The organism is Aquihabitans sp. McL0605 (assembly GCF_049993875.1).
Classification (GTDB): Bacteria; Actinomycetota; Acidimicrobiia; order Acidimicrobiales; family Iamiaceae; genus Aquihabitans.
In genome coordinates, this window is sequence record NZ_CP188252.1 from 3,857,879 (window position 1) to 3,879,184 (window position 21,306).

General features: G+C 72.2%; 19 protein-coding genes. 9 read left to right on the forward strand and 10 right to left on the reverse strand.

Annotated elements, in window-relative coordinates; all coding sequences use genetic code 11:
- Positions 1 to 55: 55 nt before the first annotated feature.
- The 3 genes from ACPPVX_RS17845 to ACPPVX_RS17855 form a co-directional block, all read right to left on the reverse strand.
- Entirely contained in the window at positions 56 to 367 is a 312-nt protein-coding gene (locus ACPPVX_RS17845) for a type II toxin-antitoxin system PemK/MazF family toxin (RefSeq protein WP_426571925.1), read from the reverse strand.
- Positions 364 to 612 carry a ribbon-helix-helix protein, CopG family gene (locus tag ACPPVX_RS17850; protein ID WP_426571926.1) on the reverse strand — a complete coding sequence of 83 codons (249 nt, stop codon included), beginning with the start codon at positions 610 to 612 and terminating at the stop codon, positions 364 to 366. Before ACPPVX_RS17850 ends, ACPPVX_RS17845 begins: the two co-directional genes overlap by 4 nt.
- A gap of 97 nt (positions 613 to 709) precedes the next feature.
- The gene (locus ACPPVX_RS17855) at positions 710 to 3,013 is read right to left on the reverse strand and encodes an acyl-CoA dehydrogenase (RefSeq protein ID WP_426571927.1); all 2,304 of its coding nucleotides are present in this window, start codon (positions 3,011 to 3,013) and stop codon (positions 710 to 712) included.
- A 236-nt stretch (positions 3,014 to 3,249) separates the two neighbouring features.
- On the opposite strand from ACPPVX_RS17855, the gene ACPPVX_RS17860 reads away from it, so the two are divergent.
- On the forward strand, positions 3,250 to 4,068 hold the full coding sequence (locus ACPPVX_RS17860) for a class I SAM-dependent methyltransferase (RefSeq protein WP_426571928.1): 819 nt from the start codon (positions 3,250 to 3,252) through the stop codon (positions 4,066 to 4,068).
- Positions 4,069 to 4,087: 19 nt separating this feature from the next.
- On the opposite strand, the gene ACPPVX_RS17865 is transcribed toward ACPPVX_RS17860, so the two are convergent.
- From ACPPVX_RS17865 to ACPPVX_RS17875, 3 genes are read right to left on the reverse strand one after another with little or no spacing between them, the layout of a single operon-like run.
- Positions 4,088 to 5,578: a protein adenylyltransferase SelO gene (locus ACPPVX_RS17865; protein ID WP_426571929.1), complete on the reverse strand. Its 1,491-nt coding sequence runs from the start codon at positions 5,576 to 5,578 to the stop codon at positions 4,088 to 4,090.
- Positions 5,579 to 5,604: 26 nt separating this feature from the next.
- Positions 5,605 to 5,913, reverse strand: coding sequence for a DUF1905 domain-containing protein (locus tag ACPPVX_RS17870; protein ID WP_426571930.1), 309 nt, complete (start codon positions 5,911 to 5,913; stop codon positions 5,605 to 5,607).
- A 3-nt stretch (positions 5,914 to 5,916) separates the two neighbouring features.
- On the reverse strand, positions 5,917 to 6,387 hold the full coding sequence (locus ACPPVX_RS17875) for a nuclear transport factor 2 family protein (protein WP_426571931.1): 471 nt from the start codon (positions 6,385 to 6,387) through the stop codon (positions 5,917 to 5,919).
- A gap of 35 nt (positions 6,388 to 6,422) precedes the next feature.
- Between ACPPVX_RS17875 and ACPPVX_RS17880 the strand changes: the two genes are divergently transcribed.
- Both ACPPVX_RS17880 and ACPPVX_RS17885 read left to right on the forward strand, forming a co-directional pair.
- Positions 6,423 to 6,812: a DUF2237 family protein gene (locus ACPPVX_RS17880; RefSeq protein WP_426571932.1), complete on the forward strand. Its 390-nt coding sequence runs from the start codon at positions 6,423 to 6,425 to the stop codon at positions 6,810 to 6,812.
- Positions 6,813 to 6,814: 2 nt separating this feature from the next.
- A complete protein-coding gene (locus ACPPVX_RS17885; protein WP_426571933.1) occupies positions 6,815 to 8,620 on the forward strand; it encodes a M3 family oligoendopeptidase in 1,806 nt (601 codons plus the stop codon).
- Between the two features lie 141 nt (positions 8,621 to 8,761).
- Here ACPPVX_RS17885 and ACPPVX_RS17890 read toward each other — a convergent pair whose 3' ends face one another.
- Positions 8,762 to 9,418, reverse strand: coding sequence for an alpha-ketoglutarate-dependent dioxygenase AlkB family protein (locus ACPPVX_RS17890; protein WP_426571934.1), 657 nt, complete (start codon positions 9,416 to 9,418; stop codon positions 8,762 to 8,764).
- A 112-nt stretch (positions 9,419 to 9,530) separates the two neighbouring features.
- A complete protein-coding gene (locus ACPPVX_RS17895; RefSeq protein ID WP_426571935.1) occupies positions 9,531 to 10,766 on the reverse strand; it encodes a CaiB/BaiF CoA transferase family protein in 1,236 nt (411 codons plus the stop codon).
- A gap of 238 nt (positions 10,767 to 11,004) precedes the next feature.
- Between ACPPVX_RS17895 and ACPPVX_RS17900 the strand changes: the two genes are divergently transcribed.
- The 3 genes from ACPPVX_RS17900 (at position 11,005) to ACPPVX_RS17910 (ending at position 13,504) form a co-directional block, all read left to right on the forward strand.
- Positions 11,005 to 12,183, forward strand: a complete 1,179-nt coding sequence (locus ACPPVX_RS17900; RefSeq protein WP_426571936.1) for an amidohydrolase family protein — start codon at positions 11,005 to 11,007, stop codon at positions 12,181 to 12,183.
- Between the two features lie 62 nt (positions 12,184 to 12,245).
- A complete protein-coding gene (locus ACPPVX_RS17905) occupies positions 12,246 to 12,989 on the forward strand; it encodes a hypothetical protein (RefSeq protein WP_426571937.1) in 744 nt (247 codons plus the stop codon).
- A gap of 20 nt (positions 12,990 to 13,009) precedes the next feature.
- Entirely contained in the window at positions 13,010 to 13,504 is a 495-nt protein-coding gene (locus ACPPVX_RS17910) for a DUF4262 domain-containing protein (protein WP_426571938.1), read from the forward strand.
- Positions 13,505 to 13,507: 3 nt separating this feature from the next.
- On the opposite strand, the gene ACPPVX_RS17915 is transcribed toward ACPPVX_RS17910, so the two are convergent.
- Positions 13,508 to 15,202, reverse strand: a complete 1,695-nt coding sequence (locus tag ACPPVX_RS17915) for a hypothetical protein (RefSeq protein ID WP_426571939.1) — start codon at positions 15,200 to 15,202, stop codon at positions 13,508 to 13,510.
- Between the two features lie 96 nt (positions 15,203 to 15,298).
- Between ACPPVX_RS17915 and ACPPVX_RS17920 the strand changes: the two genes are divergently transcribed.
- On the forward strand, positions 15,299 to 16,957 hold the full coding sequence (locus tag ACPPVX_RS17920) for an acyl-CoA synthetase (RefSeq protein WP_426571940.1): 1,659 nt from the start codon (positions 15,299 to 15,301) through the stop codon (positions 16,955 to 16,957).
- Positions 16,958 to 17,000: 43 nt separating this feature from the next.
- The gene (locus ACPPVX_RS17925; protein ID WP_426571941.1) at positions 17,001 to 19,148 is read left to right on the forward strand and encodes a beta-propeller domain-containing protein; all 2,148 of its coding nucleotides are present in this window, start codon (positions 17,001 to 17,003) and stop codon (positions 19,146 to 19,148) included.
- Here ACPPVX_RS17925 and ACPPVX_RS17930 read toward each other — a convergent pair.
- On the reverse strand, positions 19,145 to 20,344 hold the full coding sequence (locus tag ACPPVX_RS17930; RefSeq protein ID WP_426571942.1) for a cytochrome P450: 1,200 nt from the start codon (positions 20,342 to 20,344) through the stop codon (positions 19,145 to 19,147). The genes ACPPVX_RS17925 and ACPPVX_RS17930 overlap by 4 nt on opposite strands.
- Positions 20,345 to 20,387: 43 nt before the next feature.
- Between ACPPVX_RS17930 and ACPPVX_RS17935 the strand changes: the two genes are divergently transcribed.
- A complete protein-coding gene (locus ACPPVX_RS17935) occupies positions 20,388 to 21,275 on the forward strand; it encodes an alpha/beta fold hydrolase (RefSeq protein ID WP_426571943.1) in 888 nt (295 codons plus the stop codon).
- Positions 21,276 to 21,306 lie beyond the last annotated feature (31 nt).

The window sequence follows — 21,306 nt, forward strand, 5'->3', positions numbered from 1 at the left end:
ATGGTGCGCACGACGCGGAGGGCGGCCGCGGTGCTCGTTGCGGGGGCGGTGGGGATCAGCAGTCGGTCATGGCTCGGATCGCCCGGCAGACCTCGTCGTGCTGATCGACCTCCAGGTGACCCACCCGTTCGGTGAGGAAGCTGCGGCGGATGGGTTGGAGGTTGTCGAACGACGCCACGCACGGTGCGCTGAGACCGTGCTCGGGACCGAGGGGGACCTCGCTCGGGATGCTTCGGATCGTGCGCGTGATCGGGGCGACCACGACGCGGCTGAGCACGGGGATCGCCTCGGTTCGGGTGACGATCAGGACCGGCCGCCGCTTGTCGCTGGCCTCGGCCCACCAGATGTCGCCCTGGACCGGGTTCACCACGGCTCCGCTTCGATCATGGCGATCGTCTGGTCATCGGACCAGAGGCCGTCATCGTCGTCCTGGGGCACGGCGACGTACCCCGCGACGATCTGGCGGCCGACCTCGGCGCGGCGGTGCTCGTCGACGAACCGCTCGATGGCCACCCGGATCCCCTCGGATCGGCTCGCCACCACACCGCTCGCCACGAGGGCATCGAGATCAGCGGCGAGGGCATCGTCGAGTCGGGCCACGACCTGCGTCATGGTCGAGAGCATTGCATCGTGCATTGCACAATGCAATGCGCGCGATCTGTTGCCAGGCAAGGCCTGCGACCCATCAGGCGCCCCGTAGGCGCCGCGGTCAGCGGTTGCGGGGGAGCTTGAGGCCGCGCTCGGCGATGATGCCGCGGCAGACCTCGCTGGTGCCGCCGTAGATGGTGGTCACCTGGCAGTGGCGGTAGATCGCCTCGATCCAGCCATCGTCGGGACCGGTGGTGGCATCGCCGTGGCGGCGCAGGCCCTCGGCGCCGAGCGCATCGATGAGCTCGTTGCCGGCCCACTGGTAGTGCTCGGTGGTGAAGAGCTTGGCCATGGTGCCCTCGACGCCGGGCAGGGTGCCCTCGGCCGCCATCCACGCGGCCCGCCAGCCGAGGAGGTTGGAGATCTCGTTGCCGATGGCGATGCGGGCGAGGCGCTCGCGCACCAGCGGGTCGTCGATCATCTGGCCGCCGTCGGGCGAAGGCGTGAGGCGGGCCCAGCCGAGGCCGTGGTCGAGCAGGCGCACGATCTCGCCGTACCAGGAGCTGTTCCGCTCGAAGACGAGGGCGGTCATCATCACGGCCCACCCGCCGTCGACCTGGCCGACGCGGTACTTGTCGTCGACCTTCACGTCGTCGTAGTAGGTGATGTTGGTGCGCTCGCCACCCATGGTGTGGACCGGGGTGATGCTGATGCCGGGCGTGTCGAACGGGACCACGAACATCGTGAGGCCCTTGTGCTTGGCCACCTCGGTGTTGGTGCGGGTGAGGAGGAACACGTACTGGGCCTCGTGGGCCATCGTCGTGAACATCTTCTGGCCGTTGATGGTCCACTCGTCGCCGTCGCGGACGGCCTTGGTGGTGGTGGCGGCCACGTCGGACCCCGCGTCGGGCTCGGAGTAGCCCAGCGAGCAGAGGGCCTGGCCGCTCAGGATCTCGGGGATGATCGTGGTCTTCTGCCACTCGGTGCCGTCGATGAGCAGGGTGTGGGCCACCAGGGACGCCACCCCGATGCCGTCGACCGGGGCGCCCGAGAAGTACATCTCCTCGGTGAGGCTGTTCATCTCGAGGGGCGAGCGGCCCTGGCCGCCGAACTCCGACGGCCAGCCCGCGGAGATCCAGCCCGCCTCGGCCATGGCCCGGTGCAGGCCGTGGTCGTGGATGGTGCCGGTGTGGTGGGCGGTCTCGATGACCTCGTCGGTGACGTGCTCGGACAGGAACGTCCGCACCTCGGCGCGGAACGCCTCGACCTCGGGGCCGAGGCGGAAGTCGAAGCCGCCGTCGGACGAGTCGACCCCGGCGGAGGTGGTCTCGACGAGCGTGCCGTTGACCGCCGCATCGGCCCGGCCGGTGTGGGTCATGCGGAGGCCCGAGCCGGGGATGGCGCCGGCCGCAGGGTCGGACCACAGGCGGTCGGCCAGCGCCAGGAGCTGGCGGCGCGGGTCGCCCAGCAGCAGGCGGGCGGCCTTGGCCCGGCGGAAGTACAGCTGGATGTCGTACTCCTCCATGAACCCGTAGCCGCCGTGCACGTGGAGCGCCCACGACGCGGCGCGCTGGGCGGTGTCGCCGGCGAACCAGAAGGCCATCGACGGGAACGAGGCGGCGATGGGGTCGCCCACGTCGAGCGCCCACACCGCCTTGTTGGCGAGGAGGTCGGCGCCCTCGAGGTCGGTGGCGAGGTCGGCGAAGCGGTGCTGCACGGCCTGGAACGAGCCGACGCTCACGCCGAACTGCTTGCGGTCGATGGCGTACTGCACGCCGATGGCCTGCGCCTCGCGGGCCAGGCCGATGAACCAGCGGGCGGTCAGCGCCCGGTACTCGTCGACGGCGGTGTCGTATGCCGCCACCGCGTCCGGGCCCGTGGCCAGGACGACGCGGCCGGCGCCGGTGACGTCGACGTCGGCGAGGGGCGCCGAGCCGAGGTTGCTGGGCGAGGTGGTGCCCTCGGCCACGGCGACCACGACCAGGTCGTCGCCGTCGAGCGCCACCACCGCGGCGGCCACGGCCGCACCGGGCACGAGACGAGCGGTGCCGTCGACCGCAGGCCGGGGCGCGACGGCCACCGGCGCGCCGCCCTCCACCAGATCGGTCAGGAAGGAGCCGGCCGCCTCGGCGAACCGCGCCAGCAGGCGGGCTGCGACCATGGTCTCGACCACCGGTGCGGGGGCCAGGCGGGCGCCGCAGGCCTCGGCCACCACGGCGATGTCGCGGAGCGAGGCGCCCGACCCGCCCTGGTCCTCGGCGACGCCGAGCGTGGGGACGCCCATGTCCGTGAGCCCGGACCACACCTTCGGGTCCCACCCGAGCGGTTCGGCCTCGCGCACCGCCTCCGGCGACGACGCCTTGTCCAAGAAGCCGGTGACCGCGTCTCGCAGGGCGTCTTGTTCCTCGGTGATCTGGAGGTGCATCGGTCCAGAATAGAACCGGTTCTAGTTGTTCTTCGAACTCACTCGTTCGCTGCGCTCACTCCGTGCCTTCGAGCTGATCGAACGGCTGACGCCGCCGCCTTCGCTCGGAGGCACGACTGCGTCGCACCTCCTCCTTCGGGGGGCTCCGCAGGCTCTGCCCCCCGAACCCCCCGAGCTCGCTTCGCTCGAAGCCCATCGGAGCCTTCGATTCGGGGAAGGGGCGCTACCTTGCCCGGATGGATGCACCGAGCGGCCCGCCCGATCCCAAGGCGGTGGTCGGGGGCACGTTCTCGGCCGCGGCCGAGACCTATGACCAGGTGATCCCGTTCTTCGCACCGTTCGGACGGGCGCTCGTGGCGGCGGCCGACCTGAACCGCGGGGCGAGGGTCCTCGATGTGGCGTCGGGCCGGGGCGCGTGCCTGTTCCGCGCCCTGGAGTCGGTCGGGCCGGAGGGGAGCGTGGTCGGCATCGACCTGGCCCCGGGGATGGTCGACGCGCTCGCCGCCGACCTGGCCGCCCGGGGGATCGCCAACGCCTCCGTGCAGGTGGGCGACGCCGAGGCGCTCGACCTCCCGGCGGGCTCGTTCGATGCGGTGCTGGCCGGGTTCATGATCTTCTTCGCGCCCGATCCCGACCGGGTGCTGGCCGAGTTCGCCCGCGTGCTCAAGCCGGGCGGCGTGGTGGCGCTCACGATCTTCGACGGCAGCACTCCGTCGCAGCTCCTCCGGCAGGTGGGGGAGGAGCTGTTCGGCGCCCAGGACGCTCGCGCCGCCGAAGCGTTCGACCGCTCCGAGGTGCTCGACCCCGCGCTCGTCCACGCCGGGTTCGACCGGCCCGAGGGCATCGACGTCACCGAGCGGTTCCGCTTCGACTCGGCCGAGCAGGTGGAGCGCTGGCACCGGAGCCACTTCGCCCGCCTGCTCCTCGACTCGCTCGACGACCAGCAGCTCGCCCTCTACCGCACCCGGCTCGCCGAGCACCTCGAGACGATGCGCGTCGACGGCGGCTTCGAGCTGGTCCAGCGAGCTCGCGTCACCGTGGCCTACAAGCGCTGACCGGTGGCCGCCGCTCTGGTCAGGTGCCGCAGAACGTCTGGAAGCCGTCGCCGAAGCCGGCAGGCGCGGGCTGGGCGTAGCGCTCGAGCCCGGGGCGCTCGTCGTAGGGCTGGCTGATCACGTCGACCAGTCGCTCGAACGGCGCGAGGTCGCCGGTGGTGGCGGCGGCGAGGGCCTCGTCGACCAGGTGGTTGCGCGGGATGTAGATCGGGTTCACCCGGTCCATGTGCGAGGCCACCGCGCCGCGGTCGGCGCTGGCGTCGTCGACGCGGGCCAGGTGCCGAGCGGACCACGCATCGAACGCGCCGGGATCGCGGAAGAGCGAGCGGGCGGGCTCGGCGTCGCCCCGCACGCTGGCCGACAGCGAACGGAGCGCGGAGGTGTGGTCGACCTGCTGCTCGTGGAGCAGGCGCAGCAGGTCGTCGAAGAGCTGGGTGTCGTCGTCGTGCTCGTCGATGAGGCCGAGCTTGGTGCGCATGCCCGCGCTCCACGCCGCCACGTAGTGCTCGGGGAAGCTGTTGAGCACCTCGGTGGCTAGGGCGATGGCCTCGTCCTGATCGTCGGCCAGGAGGGGGAGCAGCGCCTCCGCGAGGCGAGCGAGGTTCCACTGCACGATCTGGGGCTGGTTGCCGAACGCGTAGCGGCCGCCGTGGTCGATCGAGCTGAACACCGTGGCCGGATCGAAGGCATCCATGAAGGCGCACGGGCCGTAGTCGATGGTCTCGCCGGAGATGGTGGTGTTGTCGGTGTTCATGACGCCGTGGATGAAGCCCACGAGCATCCACTGGGCCACCAGGGCGGCCTGTGCGTCGGAGACCGCCTGGTACAGCGCCAGGTACGGCTGCTCGGCGCGGGCGGCCGCGGGGTGGTGGCGGGCGATGGCGTGATCGGCCAGGCGGCGCACGAGCGCGGGGTCGTCCATCGCCGCCGCGTACTGGAAGGTGCCGACCCGCAGGTGGCTGGCCGCCACCCGGGCCAGCACCGCGCCGGGGAGCAGACCCTCGTCGCGGCGGACGTCCTCGCCCGTGGTGGTGACGGCGAGCGAGCGGGTGGTGGCGATGCCGAGGGCGTGCATGGCCCGGCTGACCACGTGCTCCCGGAGCATCGGGCCGATGGCGGCCTTGCCGTCGCCGCCGCGGGAGAACGGCGTGCGGCCCGAGCCCTTGAGGTGGAGGTCGAGCTCGCGGCCGTCGGTGTCGTGGAGCTCGCCGAGCAGCAGCGCCCGCCCGTCGCCGAGGCGCGGGGAGTACCCGCCGAACTGGTGGCCGGCGTAGCCCATGGCCACCGGCTCGGATCCAGGGAGCACGAGCGAGCCGACCAGGACCTGGGCCGCTGCGGACGTCCGGAGGTCGGCGGGGTCGATGCCGAGCTCCTTGGCCAGCTCGTCGTCGACCACCAGCACCTGCGGGTCGGGCACGGTGGCGCCCGTCCACGCCATGCACAGCTCGGGGAGCTCGTCGGCGAACCGGTGGGTCAGCTCGAACAGGGGTCGGTCGTCCGCGTCCACCATCCGAACCTATCGGCGGGGAGAGGCGGTCACTCGGTGATGACGAGGAGGCGGACCTCGGCGACCGAGCCGTCGCTCAGGTCCTCGGCCTTCCGCACCGCGGCTTTGACCGGGAGGATGCAGGTGCCGCGCTTCGTGTCGGGGAACACCGAGGTCTGCCAGGTGGTGGCGCCGATGGTCACCTCGACCTTCTGGGAGCCGAACCCCTTGGCCAGGTGGCCGTAGCGCTCGTCGATGTCGTCGGCCACGTCCTCGGGCACGCTGAGGAAGTGCCACGTGGTGCTGTTCCCCGTGGAGAGCCAGACCTCGGCGGAGAACGAGTAGCCGTCGCGGGGCACGGATCAGGCAGGACCGTTGGGCGCGTCGGGGTGGTGCGCGGCGTAGGCGGCGAGCCAGCCCTCGAGCATCGGGCCGAAGTGCGCGGGGTTGTAGACGTCCTCCTCCGACGAGAACAGGCCGTCGCCGGCGTAGACGAGGCGGGTCCAGTTGGCGCCCTCGTACACCTGCCCGTCACCCGGATCGACGAACCGGTTCTCGACCTGGCCAACCAGGAACCCCTGCTCGGCGTCGATCGTGTACCAGTCCCACGGGAACAGCTGCATCTCGGTGAAGGGCCACACGGTCATGGTCTTGGTGATCCACGCCAGCACCTCGTCGCGGCCGTGGAACTCGCCGTAGAGGTGCTCGATGTAGTGGAGGTCGGGGGTGAAGCAGTCGACCCACGGCCCCCAGTCGCCGGTGCGGCCGGCCTCGTTGGCGGCGTCCTGGTACTTCTGGAACGCCGCTTCGATCTCTGCCCGATCCCATGCCATGGGGCAGGACCGTACCCGCCTGCGATACTCGCCGGATGGCCGAACGCAACGTGCTGGGTGGCGAGCTGGAGCCCTGCGGCACCGATCCGATGACCGGGTTCTTCCGAGACGGGTGCTGCGCCACCGGTCCCCAGGACCAGGGCAGCCACACCATCTGCGCGGTGGTCAGCGCCGAGTTCCTGGCCCACCAGCGCTCGATCGGCAACGACCTGTCCACGCCCATGCCGGAGTACCGGTTCCCCGGCCTGGTCCCCGGCGACCGGTGGTGCGTCACCGCCCGCAACTGGGCCATCGCCTACAACGACGGCGCCGCCGCTCCCGTCGTTCTGGCCGCCACGAACGAGGCCGTCCTGGACCTCGTCCCGCTCGAAGCGCTGCAGGCCCACGCCGTCGACGTGCCCGACTACCCCGACCTGGAGGGCTGACGATGACCGTCACCGCAGGACCTGCCACCGCGGGCGAGCTGCCGCACTGGGACCTCACGCCGTTCTTCCCCTCCATCGAGTCGCGCCAGTTCGGCGGCCTCGGTGAGGAGGTGGCCGCCGAGGTGGGTCGGCTCCAGCGGCGCTTCGACGAGCTCGACGTGCGCGCCGGTGCGCCCATCGAGATCACCGATGAGGTGGTGGCCACCGCCGACGAGGTGATCGGAGCGTTCAACCGCCTGCTCACCCGGATGCGCATGGTCGGCAGCTACCTGTACGGCCACACCACCACCGACGCCACGGATGCCACCGCGGCCGGCGCGCTCAGCCGCTACCAGGCCAGCGTCGCCCCGTTCGGCACGCTCGACGGCCGCTTCGACGCGTGGCTGGCCCGCCTCGACCTGGCCGCGCTCACGGCCCGCAGCACCACCGCCGCCGACCACGCCTACGCGCTGCAGCGCGGGGCCGACGCCGCCAAGCACCAGATGTCGGAGGACCAGGAGGACCTGGCCGCCGAGCTGTCGCTCACGGGGGGACGGGCCTGGGCCAAGCTCCACGGCGACCTCACCGCCCGCCTCACCGCCACGGTCGACGGCGAGGTGCTGCCGATGAGCATGGTGCGCGGCCTGGCCACCGATCCGAGTGCCGCCAAGCGGGAGGCGGCGTACCGCGCCGAGCTGGAGGCGTGGGACACCGTCACCGTGCCGCTGGCCACCGCGCTCAACGCGTTCAAGGGCGAGGCCAACGTGCTGAACCGCCGCCGGGGCTGGGCCGACTCGCTCGATCCGGCGCTCGAGAACAACGGCGTGAGCCCCGAGATCCTGGCCGCCATGCAGACCGCGGTGGTCGACTCGCTGCCGCACTGGCACCGCTACCTCCGGGCCAAGGCCGAGCTGCTCGGCCATCCGGACGGCCTGCCCTGGTGGGACCTCATCGCCCCGGTCGGCCGGCCCAAGCGCTTCGCCTGGCCCGAGGCCACCGACGCCGTGCACGCCGCCTTCGCCACCTATTCGCCCCGCCTGGCCGGCCTGGTGGAGACGGCCGTGGCCGAGGCGTGGATCGACGCCGAGCCGCGCGCCGGCAAGGTGGGCGGGGCGTACTGCATGAGCGTCACCGACGGCGTCAGCCGGGTGCTGTGCAACTTCGACGGCAGCTTCGACTCGGTGCAGACGCTCGCCCACGAGCTGGGCCACGCCTACCACAACGTCAACCTGGGCGACCGCACGCCGATGCAGCGCAACACGCCCATGGCGCTGGCTGAGACGGCCAGCATCTTCTGCGAGACGATCATGGTCCAGGCCGGTCTGGCCGCGGTGGGCGACGACGCCGAGGGCCGCCTCGCGCTGCTCGACGGCGACCTGTCCGGCGCCTGCCAGGTGGTCGTCGACATCCACTCGCGCTTCCTGTTCGAGCGGGCGCTGTCGTCGGAGCGCCAGAACGGCGTGCTCTCGGTCGACCGGCTGCGCGAGCTGATGCTCGACGCCCAGGCCGAGGCCTACGGCGACGGGGTCGACCCGCAGTCGCGCCACCACGACATGTGGGCCGTGAAGGGCCACTACTTCACCGCCTACTACAACTGGCCGTACACCTTCGGGCTGCTGTTCGGCATCGGCCTCTACGCCGAGTTCCAGCGCGATCCCGAGCGCTTCCGGGCCGGCTACGACGACCTGCTCTCGGCCACGGGCCTGGGCGACGCCGCCACCCTGGCCGCCCGCTTCGGCATCGACGTGGCCGCCACCGCGTTCTGGGCCGCCAGCCTGCAGGTGCTCACCGACCGGATCGACGAGTTCGTGGCGGCGGCGGCGGGCTGATCAGGTCCCGTCGAGGGTGGGCCACGGGCGAGGTGCTGGAGCCGGTCTGCTCCTGGGCCGTGGCGCCGCTCGACGCCCACCGCAGGGCGAGCCCCGTCGCCCCGAGCGCCACCGCGCACACCGCGACGACGGCCAGGACGATCAGCCACGGGCCGCGCCCGGCCGCCGCGAGCGGGGGCGCAGGGTCACGCTCAGGCGCGGACCGCGGGCGGCGGCGGACTTCGGGACGCAGTGCTGCCAGGTGCGCTGGCAGCTGCCGCCCATCACCAGGAGGTCTCCCGGTGCGGGATCGAGCCGGACCGACGCCCCGCCGCCCTTCGGCCGCAGCAGGAACCGCCGGGTGGAGCCGAGGCTCACGACGGCCACCAGTGCGTCGGGCTGCTCGCGCAGCACCCGATCACCGTGCCACGCCACGCTGTCGGTGCCGTCGCGGTAGAGGTTGGCGCCCAACGAGTCGAACGGGGTGCCGTAGCGCTCGCCCAGCGCGGCGGCGAGCGGGCGGACCCCCTCGGGCCACGGCTGCTCGCTGGCCGATCCCCACCACGCCGACAACCGGGGCTCGGCCACCACCTTCTCGTACATGGGGACCTCGTGGGCCTTCCACGCCACCGTGTCGAGCAGGGTGGCGAAGAGCGTGTCGGCGCCGGTCAGCCAGCCGGGGACGACGTCGACCCAGGCCCCTTCGGTGAGCTCGACGCGGCGCGCCCCGCCGAACGACGGGTCGATCGCGGGCTCGCCGTGGCCCAGCAGGGTGCCCTGCCAGGTGAGGTCGGGGAGCGTTGCCGGGAGCGAGACCACGCCCGCATGGTATCCACCGAACCGAACACATGTTCCCCTGCCACCCGAACTTGTTGCAGTCAGTGCTGCAGGGAGCACTGACTGCAACAAGTTCGGTGCGAGGGGGGTCGGGTCAGCCGAGGGCGCCGGACTCGCGGAGGGCGCCGATGCGGTCGTCGTCGTAGCCGAGGACGTCGCGGAGGACGTCGTCGGTGTGCTGGCCGACGGTGGGCGCCTTGGTGGGCACGGGCACCTCGATGTCGAGGTACTTGATGGGCGACGGCTGCTGCTCGGCGCCGAGGCGCTCGGCCGGGATCCACTCGAAGCGGGCCTGGAACTGGGGGTCGTCGGCCAGGGTCTGGGGCGTGTTGACGTTGATGATCGGGACGTTGATCTCGAGCCCGAGGTCGACCCACTCCTTGGCGGTCCTCGTGGCGAAGATCTCCTTGAGCTTCGTCCGGAGCTCGACGTTGCCCACGGCGTGGTCGGCGAACTTGGCGCCGGGGTTGGCCTCGAACAGCTCGGGCTGGCCGATGCCGCGGCAGAAGTTCTCCCAGAACTCGCGCTCGGAGGCCTGGAGGAGCACGAACGCACCGTCGGATGCTTCGTAGAACTGGTAGCGGACGCCGTCGCGCATGCCGGCGGTGCCGGGGGCGCGGCGCACGTAGTCGTCGGACGCGTTGCCGGTGACCTCGGACTCCGGCCGCTCGTAGGCCTTCCACGTCTCGGACCGGTACCAGTCCATGGCGGCCGCGGCGTCGGACTGGGCGATCTCCAGCCGGCAGCCCTCGCCGGTGGCGCGGGCCTTGATGACGCCGGCGAGGACACCGAGCGCGCCGAACAGCGGGCCGGCGTGGATGCCCATCGAGGGGTGCTCGGGGATGGCGGCGAAGCCGTCCTCGGTGATCTCGGGCTTCACCAGCCCGGCCCACACGTCGTAGGCCACGCCGTGGCTGGGCAGCTCGGCGTAGGGGCCGGTCATGCCGTAGCCGGAGATGGTGCAGAACACGATGCGGGGGTTCACCTCGCGCAGCTGGTCGTAGCCCAGGCCGCGCCGCTCGAGGCCGCCGGGGCGCATGGCCTCGATGACCACGTCGGCGTCGCGCACCAGGTCGAGGTAGGTCTCGACCGCCTCGGGCTGGCGCAGGTCGAGCACGAGCGACTTCTTGCCGCGGTTGAGGTGCAGGTGCATCAGCGACACGCCCTCGACGATGGGCCACGTCATCTGGCGGATGTAGTCGCCCGAGGGCGTCTCCACCTTGATCACCTCAGCGCCGAGGTCGGCGAGCTGGGTGGTGATGGCGGCGGGCCCGAGCATCGAGCTCTCGATGATGCGGACACCGGAGAGGGGGCCGGAGTTGGTTCCCATGACGACCTTTGCGACGACGGTTTCTGACGGGTCGTCAGGTTAGCGCCCCGGCGCCGGGGGTCAGCAGGTGAAGGTGCCGGAGACGTTGGTGGCCCCGTCGAGGCTGGTGCCTTCGGACGACCCGCTCTTGCTGTCGTGGCCGTCGGGCTGCGAACGGTGCGCCGCGGCGGTAGCTTGAAACGAGAACGTGTTCTCGTTTTGACCGGGGGAGCCCGGTCCCGCTCACCAGGGGATCCACATGACCACCGTCGACTTCGACGTCTTCGACGCCGACAACCACTACTACGAGGCCACCGACGCCTTCACCCGTCACCTCGATCCACGGATGGCCAAGCGCGCCATGCAGTGGGCGAACGTCGACGGCAAGGAGCGCCTCGTGGTGGGCGGTCGCATCAACCGCTTCATCCCCAACCCGCGGTTCGACCCCGTGGCCAAGCCCGGCTGCCTCGACGACTACTTCCGCGGCCGCTCCCCGGCCGACGACATCCGCGGCGCGTTCGGCCAGCTCGAGCCGATCAGCCCGGCGTACCGCAACCCCGAGGCGCGCCTCGAGGTCATGGACCGCCAGGGCATCACCGGCTGCTTCATGTTCCCGACGCTCGGCGTCGGCATGGAGGAGGGCCTGGTCGGCGACCCCGACGCCGCCCACGCCGCGTTCCGCGCCTTCAACCGCTGGCTCGACGAGGACTGGGGCCTCCACTTCCAGGACCGCATCTTCGGGGCGCCGTACCTCACGCTGCTCGACCCCGACCAGGCGGTCGACGAGGCCCGCTGGGCCGTGGCCCAGGGTGCTCGCGTGGTGGTCCTGCGCGCCGGCCCGATCATGGCGCCCACCGGCGGGCGCTCGCCCGGCGACGTGGTCTACGACCCGATGTGGTCGGTGCTGGCCGACGCCGGCGTGACCGTGGCGTACCACTCCGGTGAGGCCGGCTACGGCCGCTACGTGGTGGATTGGGGCGAGTCCGCCGAGTTCGAGGCGTTCCGCCGCACCCCGCTCTACGGCGTGCTCACCTCCGACCGGGCCATCTCCGACACCATGGCCGCGCTCATCTGCCACGGCGTGTTCGAGCGGCACCCGTCGCTGCGCGTGGCCACCATCGAGAGCGGGTCCGAGTGGGTGCACCCGCTCATCAAGAAGCTGGCCAAGGCCCACTCGATGACCCCCGGCGCGTTCGAGTCCGACCCGGTCCAGGCGTTCAAGGACCACGTGTGGGTGGCGCCGTACTACGAGGACGACATCCGGAGCCTGGCCGACGCCATCGGCGCCGAGCGGGTCCTGTTCGGATCCGACTGGCCCCACGCCGAGGGCCTCGCCGAGCCCAAGTCGTTCATCGACGACCTCCACGGCTTCACCGACGACGAGATCCACCGCATCATGCGCACCAACGCCGAGGCCCTGAGCAAGCCTCCCGCCTGACCCGACGGATCACCGCCGGCCGGGTTGCTGCCCGACGACACCACCGATCTACCTTTGCCGCCATGCGGCGGAGAACAGACCTCATCCTCATCGGCAGCGCGCTCGTCCTCGTGCTCGCGGCCTGCTCGAAGGGCGGGGTGGAGGCGGGCGCCACCAAGGCGACCAGCACCACCTCATCCACGTCGACGACCGTCGCGCCCAAGCCCGGGCCGAGCCGATCGTCGTACTCCTTCGCCATGAACGACAAGCTGATCGCGCCGATCGGTCAGGACGACGGCTGCGTGTCGGGGCGCATGGTCGACGCCGTGGGCGTCGAGCGCCTCAACGCCGCGAAGGTGACGCCCGAGCAGTTCACGATGCCGGTCATGTTCACCCTGATCCACGTCACGCAGAAGGATCGGGACGCGTTCGAGCAGGCCGCCACCACGGCCTTCGAGGCGTGCGGCACCAGCCGGAAGCTGGCCACCGACTTCATGAAGACCGGGTACGAGTCGATGGACGTCACCCCGTTCGTCGACTGCGCGGTGGGCCACCTCACGCCTCGGCTCGCCTCGATGGTGGTCGACAACTGGTCGGGGACCGTGGGCGGCTCGTTCACGGACGGCGCCTACTCGGCCATCTCGCTCTCGACCGAGGAGTGCCCCGACTACCAGGTCGCGGTCACCCTCGTGGAGGCCCAGAAGGCCGGCTACACCTACTCGTCGTCCGGGGTCGCCTGCCTCCGCCAGAAGTTCACCGAGCAGGCGGGCAAGCACCGGTTGATGACGAGCGAGGAGTTCAGCGGCATCATCAGCGGCTGCGACTGACCCAGCGGTAGGTTCGGCCCATGGGTGACGACGTCTTCCCGGACCGGTCGATGGCACTGCGAGACAAGTTCGCGTGGATGATCGAGACCGCCGGCTGGCTGCTGGAGCCCGTCGCCGCCAACGTCGCCACCGATCCGCCGTTCCCCGGGTACGGCTACACCATCGGCTTCGAGCAGACGTTCGGGTTCCCCGAGGTGGTCATCGTCGGCCTCAAGCCCGTCGCCGCCAAGGGCCTGGCCGGGCTCATGGCCGACCTGCTGCGCGGCGGCACCCAGATCCCGGTGGGGGAGCTGTTCCGCGGCCTGTACGACGGGGAGCAGCGCGCCGCGCTCGTCCCGCTCGACCCGGTCGAGCTCCGCGGGATGTTCGACGGCGCCGATGCCTGGTACGGCGATGAGCCCTACCGGCTGGTCCAGCTGGCCTGGCCCGACCGCACCGGCTGGCTGCCCTGGGAGCCGGGGTTCGATCCCGCCCTCGCCGCCGTGCAGCTGCTGCTGGGCGAGTTCACGGAGTAGGCCTCAGGTGCCGGCGGTGGTCAGGGCCGTCGCATCGAGCGGAGCCTCCACGACCACGACGTGGATCGGCACGTCGCCGGGCTTGAGCCCGAAGCTGGCCTCGGCGACGGTGTGGATCCCGGGCAGCCAGTCGGTGCTCGACGGGTTGGTGAGGAAGATCAACCGGACGGCGTCGTCGGGCGGGGTGGTGTCCATCGACGGCGGGAACTTCCCCGGGATGCTCCCCTTCGCGTACACGGGGTAGCCGGCCTTCTGGAGCTGGAGGGCGAGCGCGGCCTGGACCCAACCGCCCACGCCGTAGCGGGCCTCCAAGAAGATCGGCTGCCCGTCGGAGATGGTCTGCTCGATCGTCGGCAGCATCTGCTGGGCGACTGCGGCCGGGACCTCCTCGGCCCGCTGGCGCTGGAACGAGAACGGGATGGCGACGACGAGCGCGAGCGTGGCGGCCATGGCCACCCGGGGCGCGGCGGCGCGAACCGGGGCGGGGATCCGGACGATCGCCCCGGCGAGCAGCCGGCGGACGGTGGCGATGACGGAGGCGACGACGATGGCGTCGAGCGCCAGGCCCGTGGCGCCGACCGGGATCAGGTACCACTGGGTCAGGTTCTTCCCGGTGATCTGGGTGAGCGCCAGGAACGCGAGGGCCACCGCGAGCAGGGCGACCGCGATGCCGCGCAGCTCGTCGGCGGCGCGGCGCCACGCCGCGCCGGCGATGGCCAGCACCAGCACGAGCACGCCCCAGGGCGTCTCGCGGGCCGTGGGCAGCAGGAGCAGGTGGTACGCACGAGGCCCACCGGCCCACATCGGGTGGAGCGAGAACGTGGACCGCAGGACCAGCCCGAAGTCGCGAGGGTCCATCTGGCGGGCCTGCTGCGCATCGCCCGTGTAGTAGCGGGCCATGGCCGCCACGTTGCTGGAGCTGCCGTGCAGCACGAGGTCGACCGCGGCGGGGAGCCACAACGCCACGCCGACGGCGACGGCGATGGCGACGGGCCGGAGCAGCGAGCGCACGCCCACCCGTCCGCCGTGGCGTGCTGCCTGCACCACCAGCCCCACGGTGCCGGCGACCAGCAGCGGCAGCACCACCGGGGCGTACTGGACGTGGGCCTGGACCGCCCAGGACGCCAGGCCGACCGAGAGGGGCAGCGCCCAGGACCGCCGCTCGACCATCGCCCACGTGAGCAGCACGAGGGCGACCATCGGGAGCGCGCCGACGTACGGGTTCCACGGCTGGAGCAGGCGAGGGATGTGGTCGTCGAGCGCCCAGAGCAGGACGGCCCCGGCCACCACGAGCGCCAGCACCCTGCCGCCGAGGCGGCGGGCGACCGCCAGGATCAGCGCCAGCACCGCGCCGTTGAACCAGATCGTGGCGGTCAGGAGGGCGGACGACCGCTCCCCGAAGAGCTCGTAGGGCCCCCACAGGTACCAGAACAGGAGGGGGCCCGGGTGGTGGAAGGGGAGGCTCGAGTACGCCCCCGAGAGCGGGGTGTGGTGCCCGATCTGGCGGACCATCAGCTCGGTGATGGCGAGGTCCTCGACGGGGTGCCAGGTCTGCGTCGCCCAGGCGAGCCCGGCCACCACGAAGATGGCGAACGTGATCAGGGGGACGGCGTCGATGGCGGCTCGCCGCCGGAGCCGGACCCACCGCCCCGGTGCGGCACCGGACCCGGGATCTCCGTCCGCCGCCCGTTGGTCCACCCGGGCACGGTACCCACCGCTGCCCCGATCGCCGTCGCGCCCGCCGCAGCCGAGGCACCGGGTGCGGACCCGGCGGTTTCTGACACACTGTCAGATGTGACCGAGGGACCTGTTTCGAGCACCTACAACTTCGCTGATCTCTGGGAGTCGATCTGGCCGCGCTGCGCCGATCGGGTGGCGCTGGTGTGCGGTCCGCAGACCCGCACCTACGCGCAGCTGGCTGATCGGGCCACCCGCCTGGCCAACCACCTGCGGGCGGCGGGGGTCGGCCCCGGCGACCACGTCGGCCTGTTCCTCCGCAACGACTCGGCCTACCTCGAGGCGATGCTGGCGGCGTTCTCGCTGCGGGCCGTGCCGGTCAACATGAACCACCGCTACACGGGCGACGAGCTCGGCTACCTGCTGGCCGACTCGGATGCCGCGGCCCTGCTCGTCCACGAGACGCTCACGGGCGCGGTCGCGTCGGTGCCCGCCGGTGTGGATGGGCTGCGCTCGCTGCTGATCGTGCCCGACCCCGATCCGTCCAGCGTGTCCGGCGAGGTGGCCGACCTGCCCGGAGCGGTCGGGTACGAGGAGGCGCTGGCCGCCGCGTCGGCCGAGCCCGTCGTCACCGAAGGCCGCTCCGGCGACGACACCTACCTGATGTACACGGGGGGGACGACGGGTCGCCCCAAGGGCGTGGTCTGGCGCCAGGAGGACGCGTTCTTCGCCTGCATCGGGGGCGGCGACCCCATGCGCCTGGGCGGTCCCGTCGACGCGCCGGAAGACCTGCCCGCCCGGATGGTCGAGGCGTTCTGCTACTTCCCGCTGGCCCCGCTCATGCACGCGGCGGCGCAGTGGACGACCTTCTCGTGGCTGCTCGCCGGGGGCAAGACCGTGCTGATGCCCGGCGCCCTCGACCCGGAGGCCGTGTGGGACGCCGTCGACGAGCACCAGGTCAACTCGCTCACCGTCGTGGGCGACGCCGTCGCCCGACCGCTGGTGAGCGCATGGGAGGCCAACCCCGGGCGCTGGCAGGCGGCGGGCCTCTTCGCCATCTCGAACGGCGGCGCCCCGATGTCCGCCACGCTCAAGGCCCGCCTCGGTGAGCTGTTCGAGGGCCGGGCGATCATCGACGGGTTCGGCTCGTCGGAGAGCGGCGTGCAGGGGTCGCAGCGCCTGACCGCCGGCGAGAACCCGAGCGGCCTGGCCCGGTTCGCCCCCGGCCCCACCACCGGCGTGTTCGACGACGACCTCCAGGCGGTGAAGCCCGGCTCGGGCGTGGTGGGCCGCGTGGCCAACGCCGGCCGGCTCCCCGTGGGGTACCTCAACGATGCCGAAAAGACGGCGGCCACCTTCCTCGAGGTCGACGGGCAGCGCTACTGCTTCACCGGCGACATGGCCACGGTGGAGGAGGACGGGACCATCCAGCTGCTCGGCCGCGGCTCGCAGTGCATCAACACGGGCGGCGAGAAGGTCTTCCCCGAAGAGGTCGAGTCTGCGTTGGTGGACCTGCCGGCCGTGCTCGACGTGCTGGTCGTCGGCGTGCCCGACGAACGGTGGGGGAGCGCGGTCACCGCGGTCGTGGCGCCCACCGACCCGGCGGCCCCGCCGACGGTCGACGACATCCGCAGCCACCTCCGGTCGACGCTGGCCGGCTACAAGCTGCCGAAGCACCTGGTGATCGTCGACAAGGTCGAGCGGTCGCCCGCCGGCAAGGCCGACTACCGCTGGGCCAAGGCCGTCGCCGAAGAGGCCGTGGGCCCCTCCGCCTGACGGGCCCGGGAACCAGGTCGGCGCGCCGCTCGTCGCACCGACCATGGAACCGTCGCTGAACCCAGGCAACCGCCCCCGCAAGGCCGCCATCGTGGCGCTCGGCGCCCTGGCCGTGGCGGCCCTGCTCACGGGCGCGGCCGTGCTGGCGACGCCCGACCGCGCCGACGCCTCGGGGCTGCAGGCGTTCTCGTCGTGCCAGGCCCTGCAGGAGTGGGGCGTCGACGCGATGACCGGACCGATGGGCGGCCTGTCGCAGCGCCAGATCGTCGAGGCGAGCTCCGACGTCGCCGTGGCCGGTGGAGCCGCCTCCTCGGCCGCCACCACCGCCAAGGCGGCGCTCGATGGGCCGGCGCCGGCCGCCGGTGCGCCCGGTGCGCTCGGTGCCACCAACGTGGTGGTGGACGGCGTCGATGAGCTCGACCTGATCGACCACCTCGACGGCGATCGCGTGCTCGTCGTGGCAGGGAGCACGCTCGCCATCGTCGACCTCGGTGCCGCCAAGGTGGTGGCCCGCCACCAGGTGCCGCTCGGCGCCCAGGTGACCTACGACGGCGAAGCGGGCCGAGCGTGGGCGGTCGGCACCTCGGCCGACGGGATGAGCGTCTCGGTGCAGCGGATCGCGGTCGGGACGGACGACCTGCAGACCGTCGGCTCGTGGAGCACGCCGGGCCAGCTCGTCGATGCCCGGCGCGTGGGCGGCCGCCTCCACCTCGTGGCCACCGATGCCTTCCGGGTCGTGGCCGAGGGCGCGTCCGCGCGGACGCCGTTCGCCGGCGGCCCGGTCCCGTGCGACCAGGTGCTGCACCCGGCCGGCACCTCCGATGCCAACGCGACCCTGATCGTCACCCTCCCCGTCGAGGGCGCGCTGCGTCCCGTCCACGCCGCCGAGGTGGTGGGCGCGGGCCAGCTCGTCCACGTGACCACCGCGGCCGCCTACCTCGCCACGCCGCAGTGGTCCGGCGACGGCGCCGCCACCACCACCATCCACCGCTTCGACCTGGCGTCGCTCACCCACACCGGATCGGGCACCGTGCCGGGGACGCTGCTGAACGACTACTCGATGTCCGACGATGACGGCCACCTCCGCGTGGCCATCACCGCGGACCCCGCCACGGAGATGGTGGACGGCATCGGCTCCGGGGCCGACGGTGGTTCGGCGAGCGATGGCGCCGAGGCGGTCCCGCCCACCCCGACGGTGGCCCCCATGGCCGCGAGCACGTCGACCGCCAGCACGTCGAGCACCAGCACCGTGCCCACCACGTCGACCACGAGCACGTCGGCGCCGTCGAGCACGAGCACGAGCACGTCGACCACGAGCACCACGGCGCCGTCGAGCACGAGCACGACCACGTCGACCACGAGCACCACGGCGCCGTCGGCCCCGGTCACGATCCCCGGTCCGCAGCCCGGCGACCCGCTGAACAAGGTGGTGGTGCTCGACACCGACGGCGACCTCGACGTGGTGGGCGCCACCCCGTGGTTCGGTCACCCGCGCGAGCGGCTCGAGGGCATCCGCTTCGACGGGGACCGCGCCTACGCCGTCACCTACCTGAACACCGACCCGTTCTACGTGCTCGACCTGTCCAGCCCGACCGACCCGAAGGTGGCCGGCGAGCTCCAGCTCCCCGGCTTCAGCTCGTACCTCCACCCGATCGGCCACCACCAGGTCGTCGGCTTCGGGCCCGGTGACGACGGCCGGGTGAGCGCCAAGCTCTTCGACGTCTCCGATCCCTCCCGCCCGGTGCTCCAGGACTCGCTGGCGCTGGGGGACTCGTCGCCGGTCACCTCCGACCACCACGCGTTCACCGACCTCGGCGACGGCCGGTTCGCCGTGCCCGTGACCACCTGGTCCTCCGACGAGGTGCCCCCCTGTGCGATCCCGCCCGACGCCCCGGTCGGGCCGGCGGTCGACTACGGCTGCGCGCCCTCGGCGACGGTCGGGCCCGTGCCGTGCCGAGCGCCGGTCAACGGCAACTGCACCGGTCCGGTGGGGATCGAGAGCCAGGCGGTGGAGATCCGGGTGGCGGGCTCCCAGCTCCGGGACGTCGAGTGGGTGACCGCCCGGCTCCCGGAGCAGGCGTCCCGGGTGATCCCCGTCCGCGGCGATGGCGGGTGGGCCCTCCTGGGCGGCACCGGCATCGCCATCGTCGGCCACGACGGCACCACCCGGGCCACGATCGACCTGGGCTAGCGGCGGGCGCCCACGGGAGCGCTGGGCGTGAAGCGGACGGGCATGTGCTCGTAGCCGCTCACGAAGTTGGCGCCGCGGTAGCCGGGCTCCTCGCCGCCGACGACCTCGAGGTCGGGCATGCGGTCGAGCAGCTCCTCGAACATCACCTTCAGCTCGAGCCGGGCGAGGCTGTTGCCGAGGCAGAAGTGGGTGCCGAACCCGAACGCCACGTGGTCGTTCGGGGTGCGGCCCACATCGAACGTCGACGCGTCGGCGAACACGTCTTCGTCGCGGTTGGCCGACGGGTAGAGCAGCAGGACGTTGTCGCCCGCCTTGAGCTCCTGGCCGTTGAGGACGACGTCGGTGGTGACCGTGCGGTTCATGTTCTTGATGGGGCTCACCCAGCGCAGCATCTCCTCGAGCCCGGTGGTGAGGAGCCCGCGGTCGGCCTGCAGGCGCTCCCACTGCTCCCGGTTGGCGAGGAGCTGGTAGGCCCCGCCAGAGATGACGTGGCGGGTGGTCTCGTCGCCGCCGATCAGGATCAGGAGCGACTCGTCGATGATCGCCTGGTGGTCGAGGCGGTCGCCATCGACCTCGGCGTGGCACAGCACGCTCATGAGGTCGTCGGTGGGGGTCTCCATCCGCTGGGCGATGACCGCGCTGGCGTACTCGGTGTACCCCATGAACGCGAGCGTGGCGGGCTCGAGCGACTCGGGGTGGCCGGTGAGCGCCGAGAGCATGGCGTCGCTCCACTCGAGCAGCTGGGCCCGGTCCTCGGGCGCCACGCCGAGGTCGTTGCCGATCATGATCAGCGGGAGCCAGGCGGCGATGTCGGTGACGAAGTCGCACTCGCCCCGCTCGCACACGGCGTCGAGGATGTCGGTGCAGGCCTGGCGCACCTCGTCCTCCCGGTCGCGGACCCGGCGGGGCGTGTAGCCCTTGTTGACCAGCTTGCGGCGCCGGAAGTGCTCCGGATCGTCCATGTCGATCATCATCGAGAGCGGGCCCGAGTCGGGCCGGATGCCCTGGGCGTTGGAGAACGTGCCCGGATCCTTCGACACGGCCTTGAGGTCGTCGTAGCGCGTGACGCCCCACTGCTTGCCGTCCCAGTAGACCGGCGCGTTGGCGCGCATCCAAGCGAACGAATCGTGGGGGTTGCGGCCCCAGAACTCGCCGGCGGTGAAGTCGATGTCGTCGCGCGTGGGGTGGGTGGGCACCGGATGGCCTCCAGGATCTGACGGGTCGTCATATTGTGGCAGCGTGACCGTAGCGACAGCGGAGCCCGTGCTCGAAGCCCCTGGCGGGCCGCCGATCCCGCTCGGCCGGCGCGTCGAGCTGCCCGGTCGCGGCACCACGTTCGTGCGCGAGGTGGCCGGCCCTCCGGGCGCCCCCACGGTGCTGCTGCTGCACGGGCTGATGGCGAGCGGGGGCCTCAACTGGTTCCAGGCGTTCGAACCGCTGGCGGCCCACTACCGCGTGCTGGCGATCGACCACCGCGGCCACGCCCGCGGCATCCGGTCGTGGAGCCGCTTCCGCCTGGCCGACTGCGCCGACGACGCCGCCGCCCTGCTCGACGTGCTGGGGATCGACCAGGCCATCGCGGTCGGCTACTCGATGGGTGGGCCGATCGCCCAGCTGCTGTGGCACCGCCACCCCGAGAAGGTGTCGGGCCTGGTCCTGTGCGCCACCTCCAACCGGTTCGTCCCCGGCGTCCGTGAGCGCCTGGCCTTCGTGACCGCCATGTCGGCGGTGGCCGGCTCCACCCGCGTCGGCCAGCTCGCCACGCGCATCCCCGTCGCCGTGTGGCAGAACCAGATCCCGCCGGCCGTGCGCGCCCGCCCCGACAGCCTCACCCGCTGGGCGGGCGCCGAGGTGCGCCGCCACGACGTGCGCATGGTCACCGAGGCGCTGGTGGCGTCGTCCAGCTTCGACAGCCGCAAGTGGCTCAACCCGGTCGACGTGCCCACCACCCTGGTGGTCACGGCCAAGGACCGGGCGGTCCCCGCCCAGGAGCAGCTCCGGCTGCTGCTCGCCATCCCGCACGCCCAGGTCCACCTCCACGACGAGGGCCACACGTGGTGCGCCAAGCCCAGCTTCGGCCGCGCCGTCCTCGACGCCTGCCTCACCGTCCAAGGCGACGCCGACTGAGAAACCGGCTGCGGCTGGGGGCGGTCCGGGG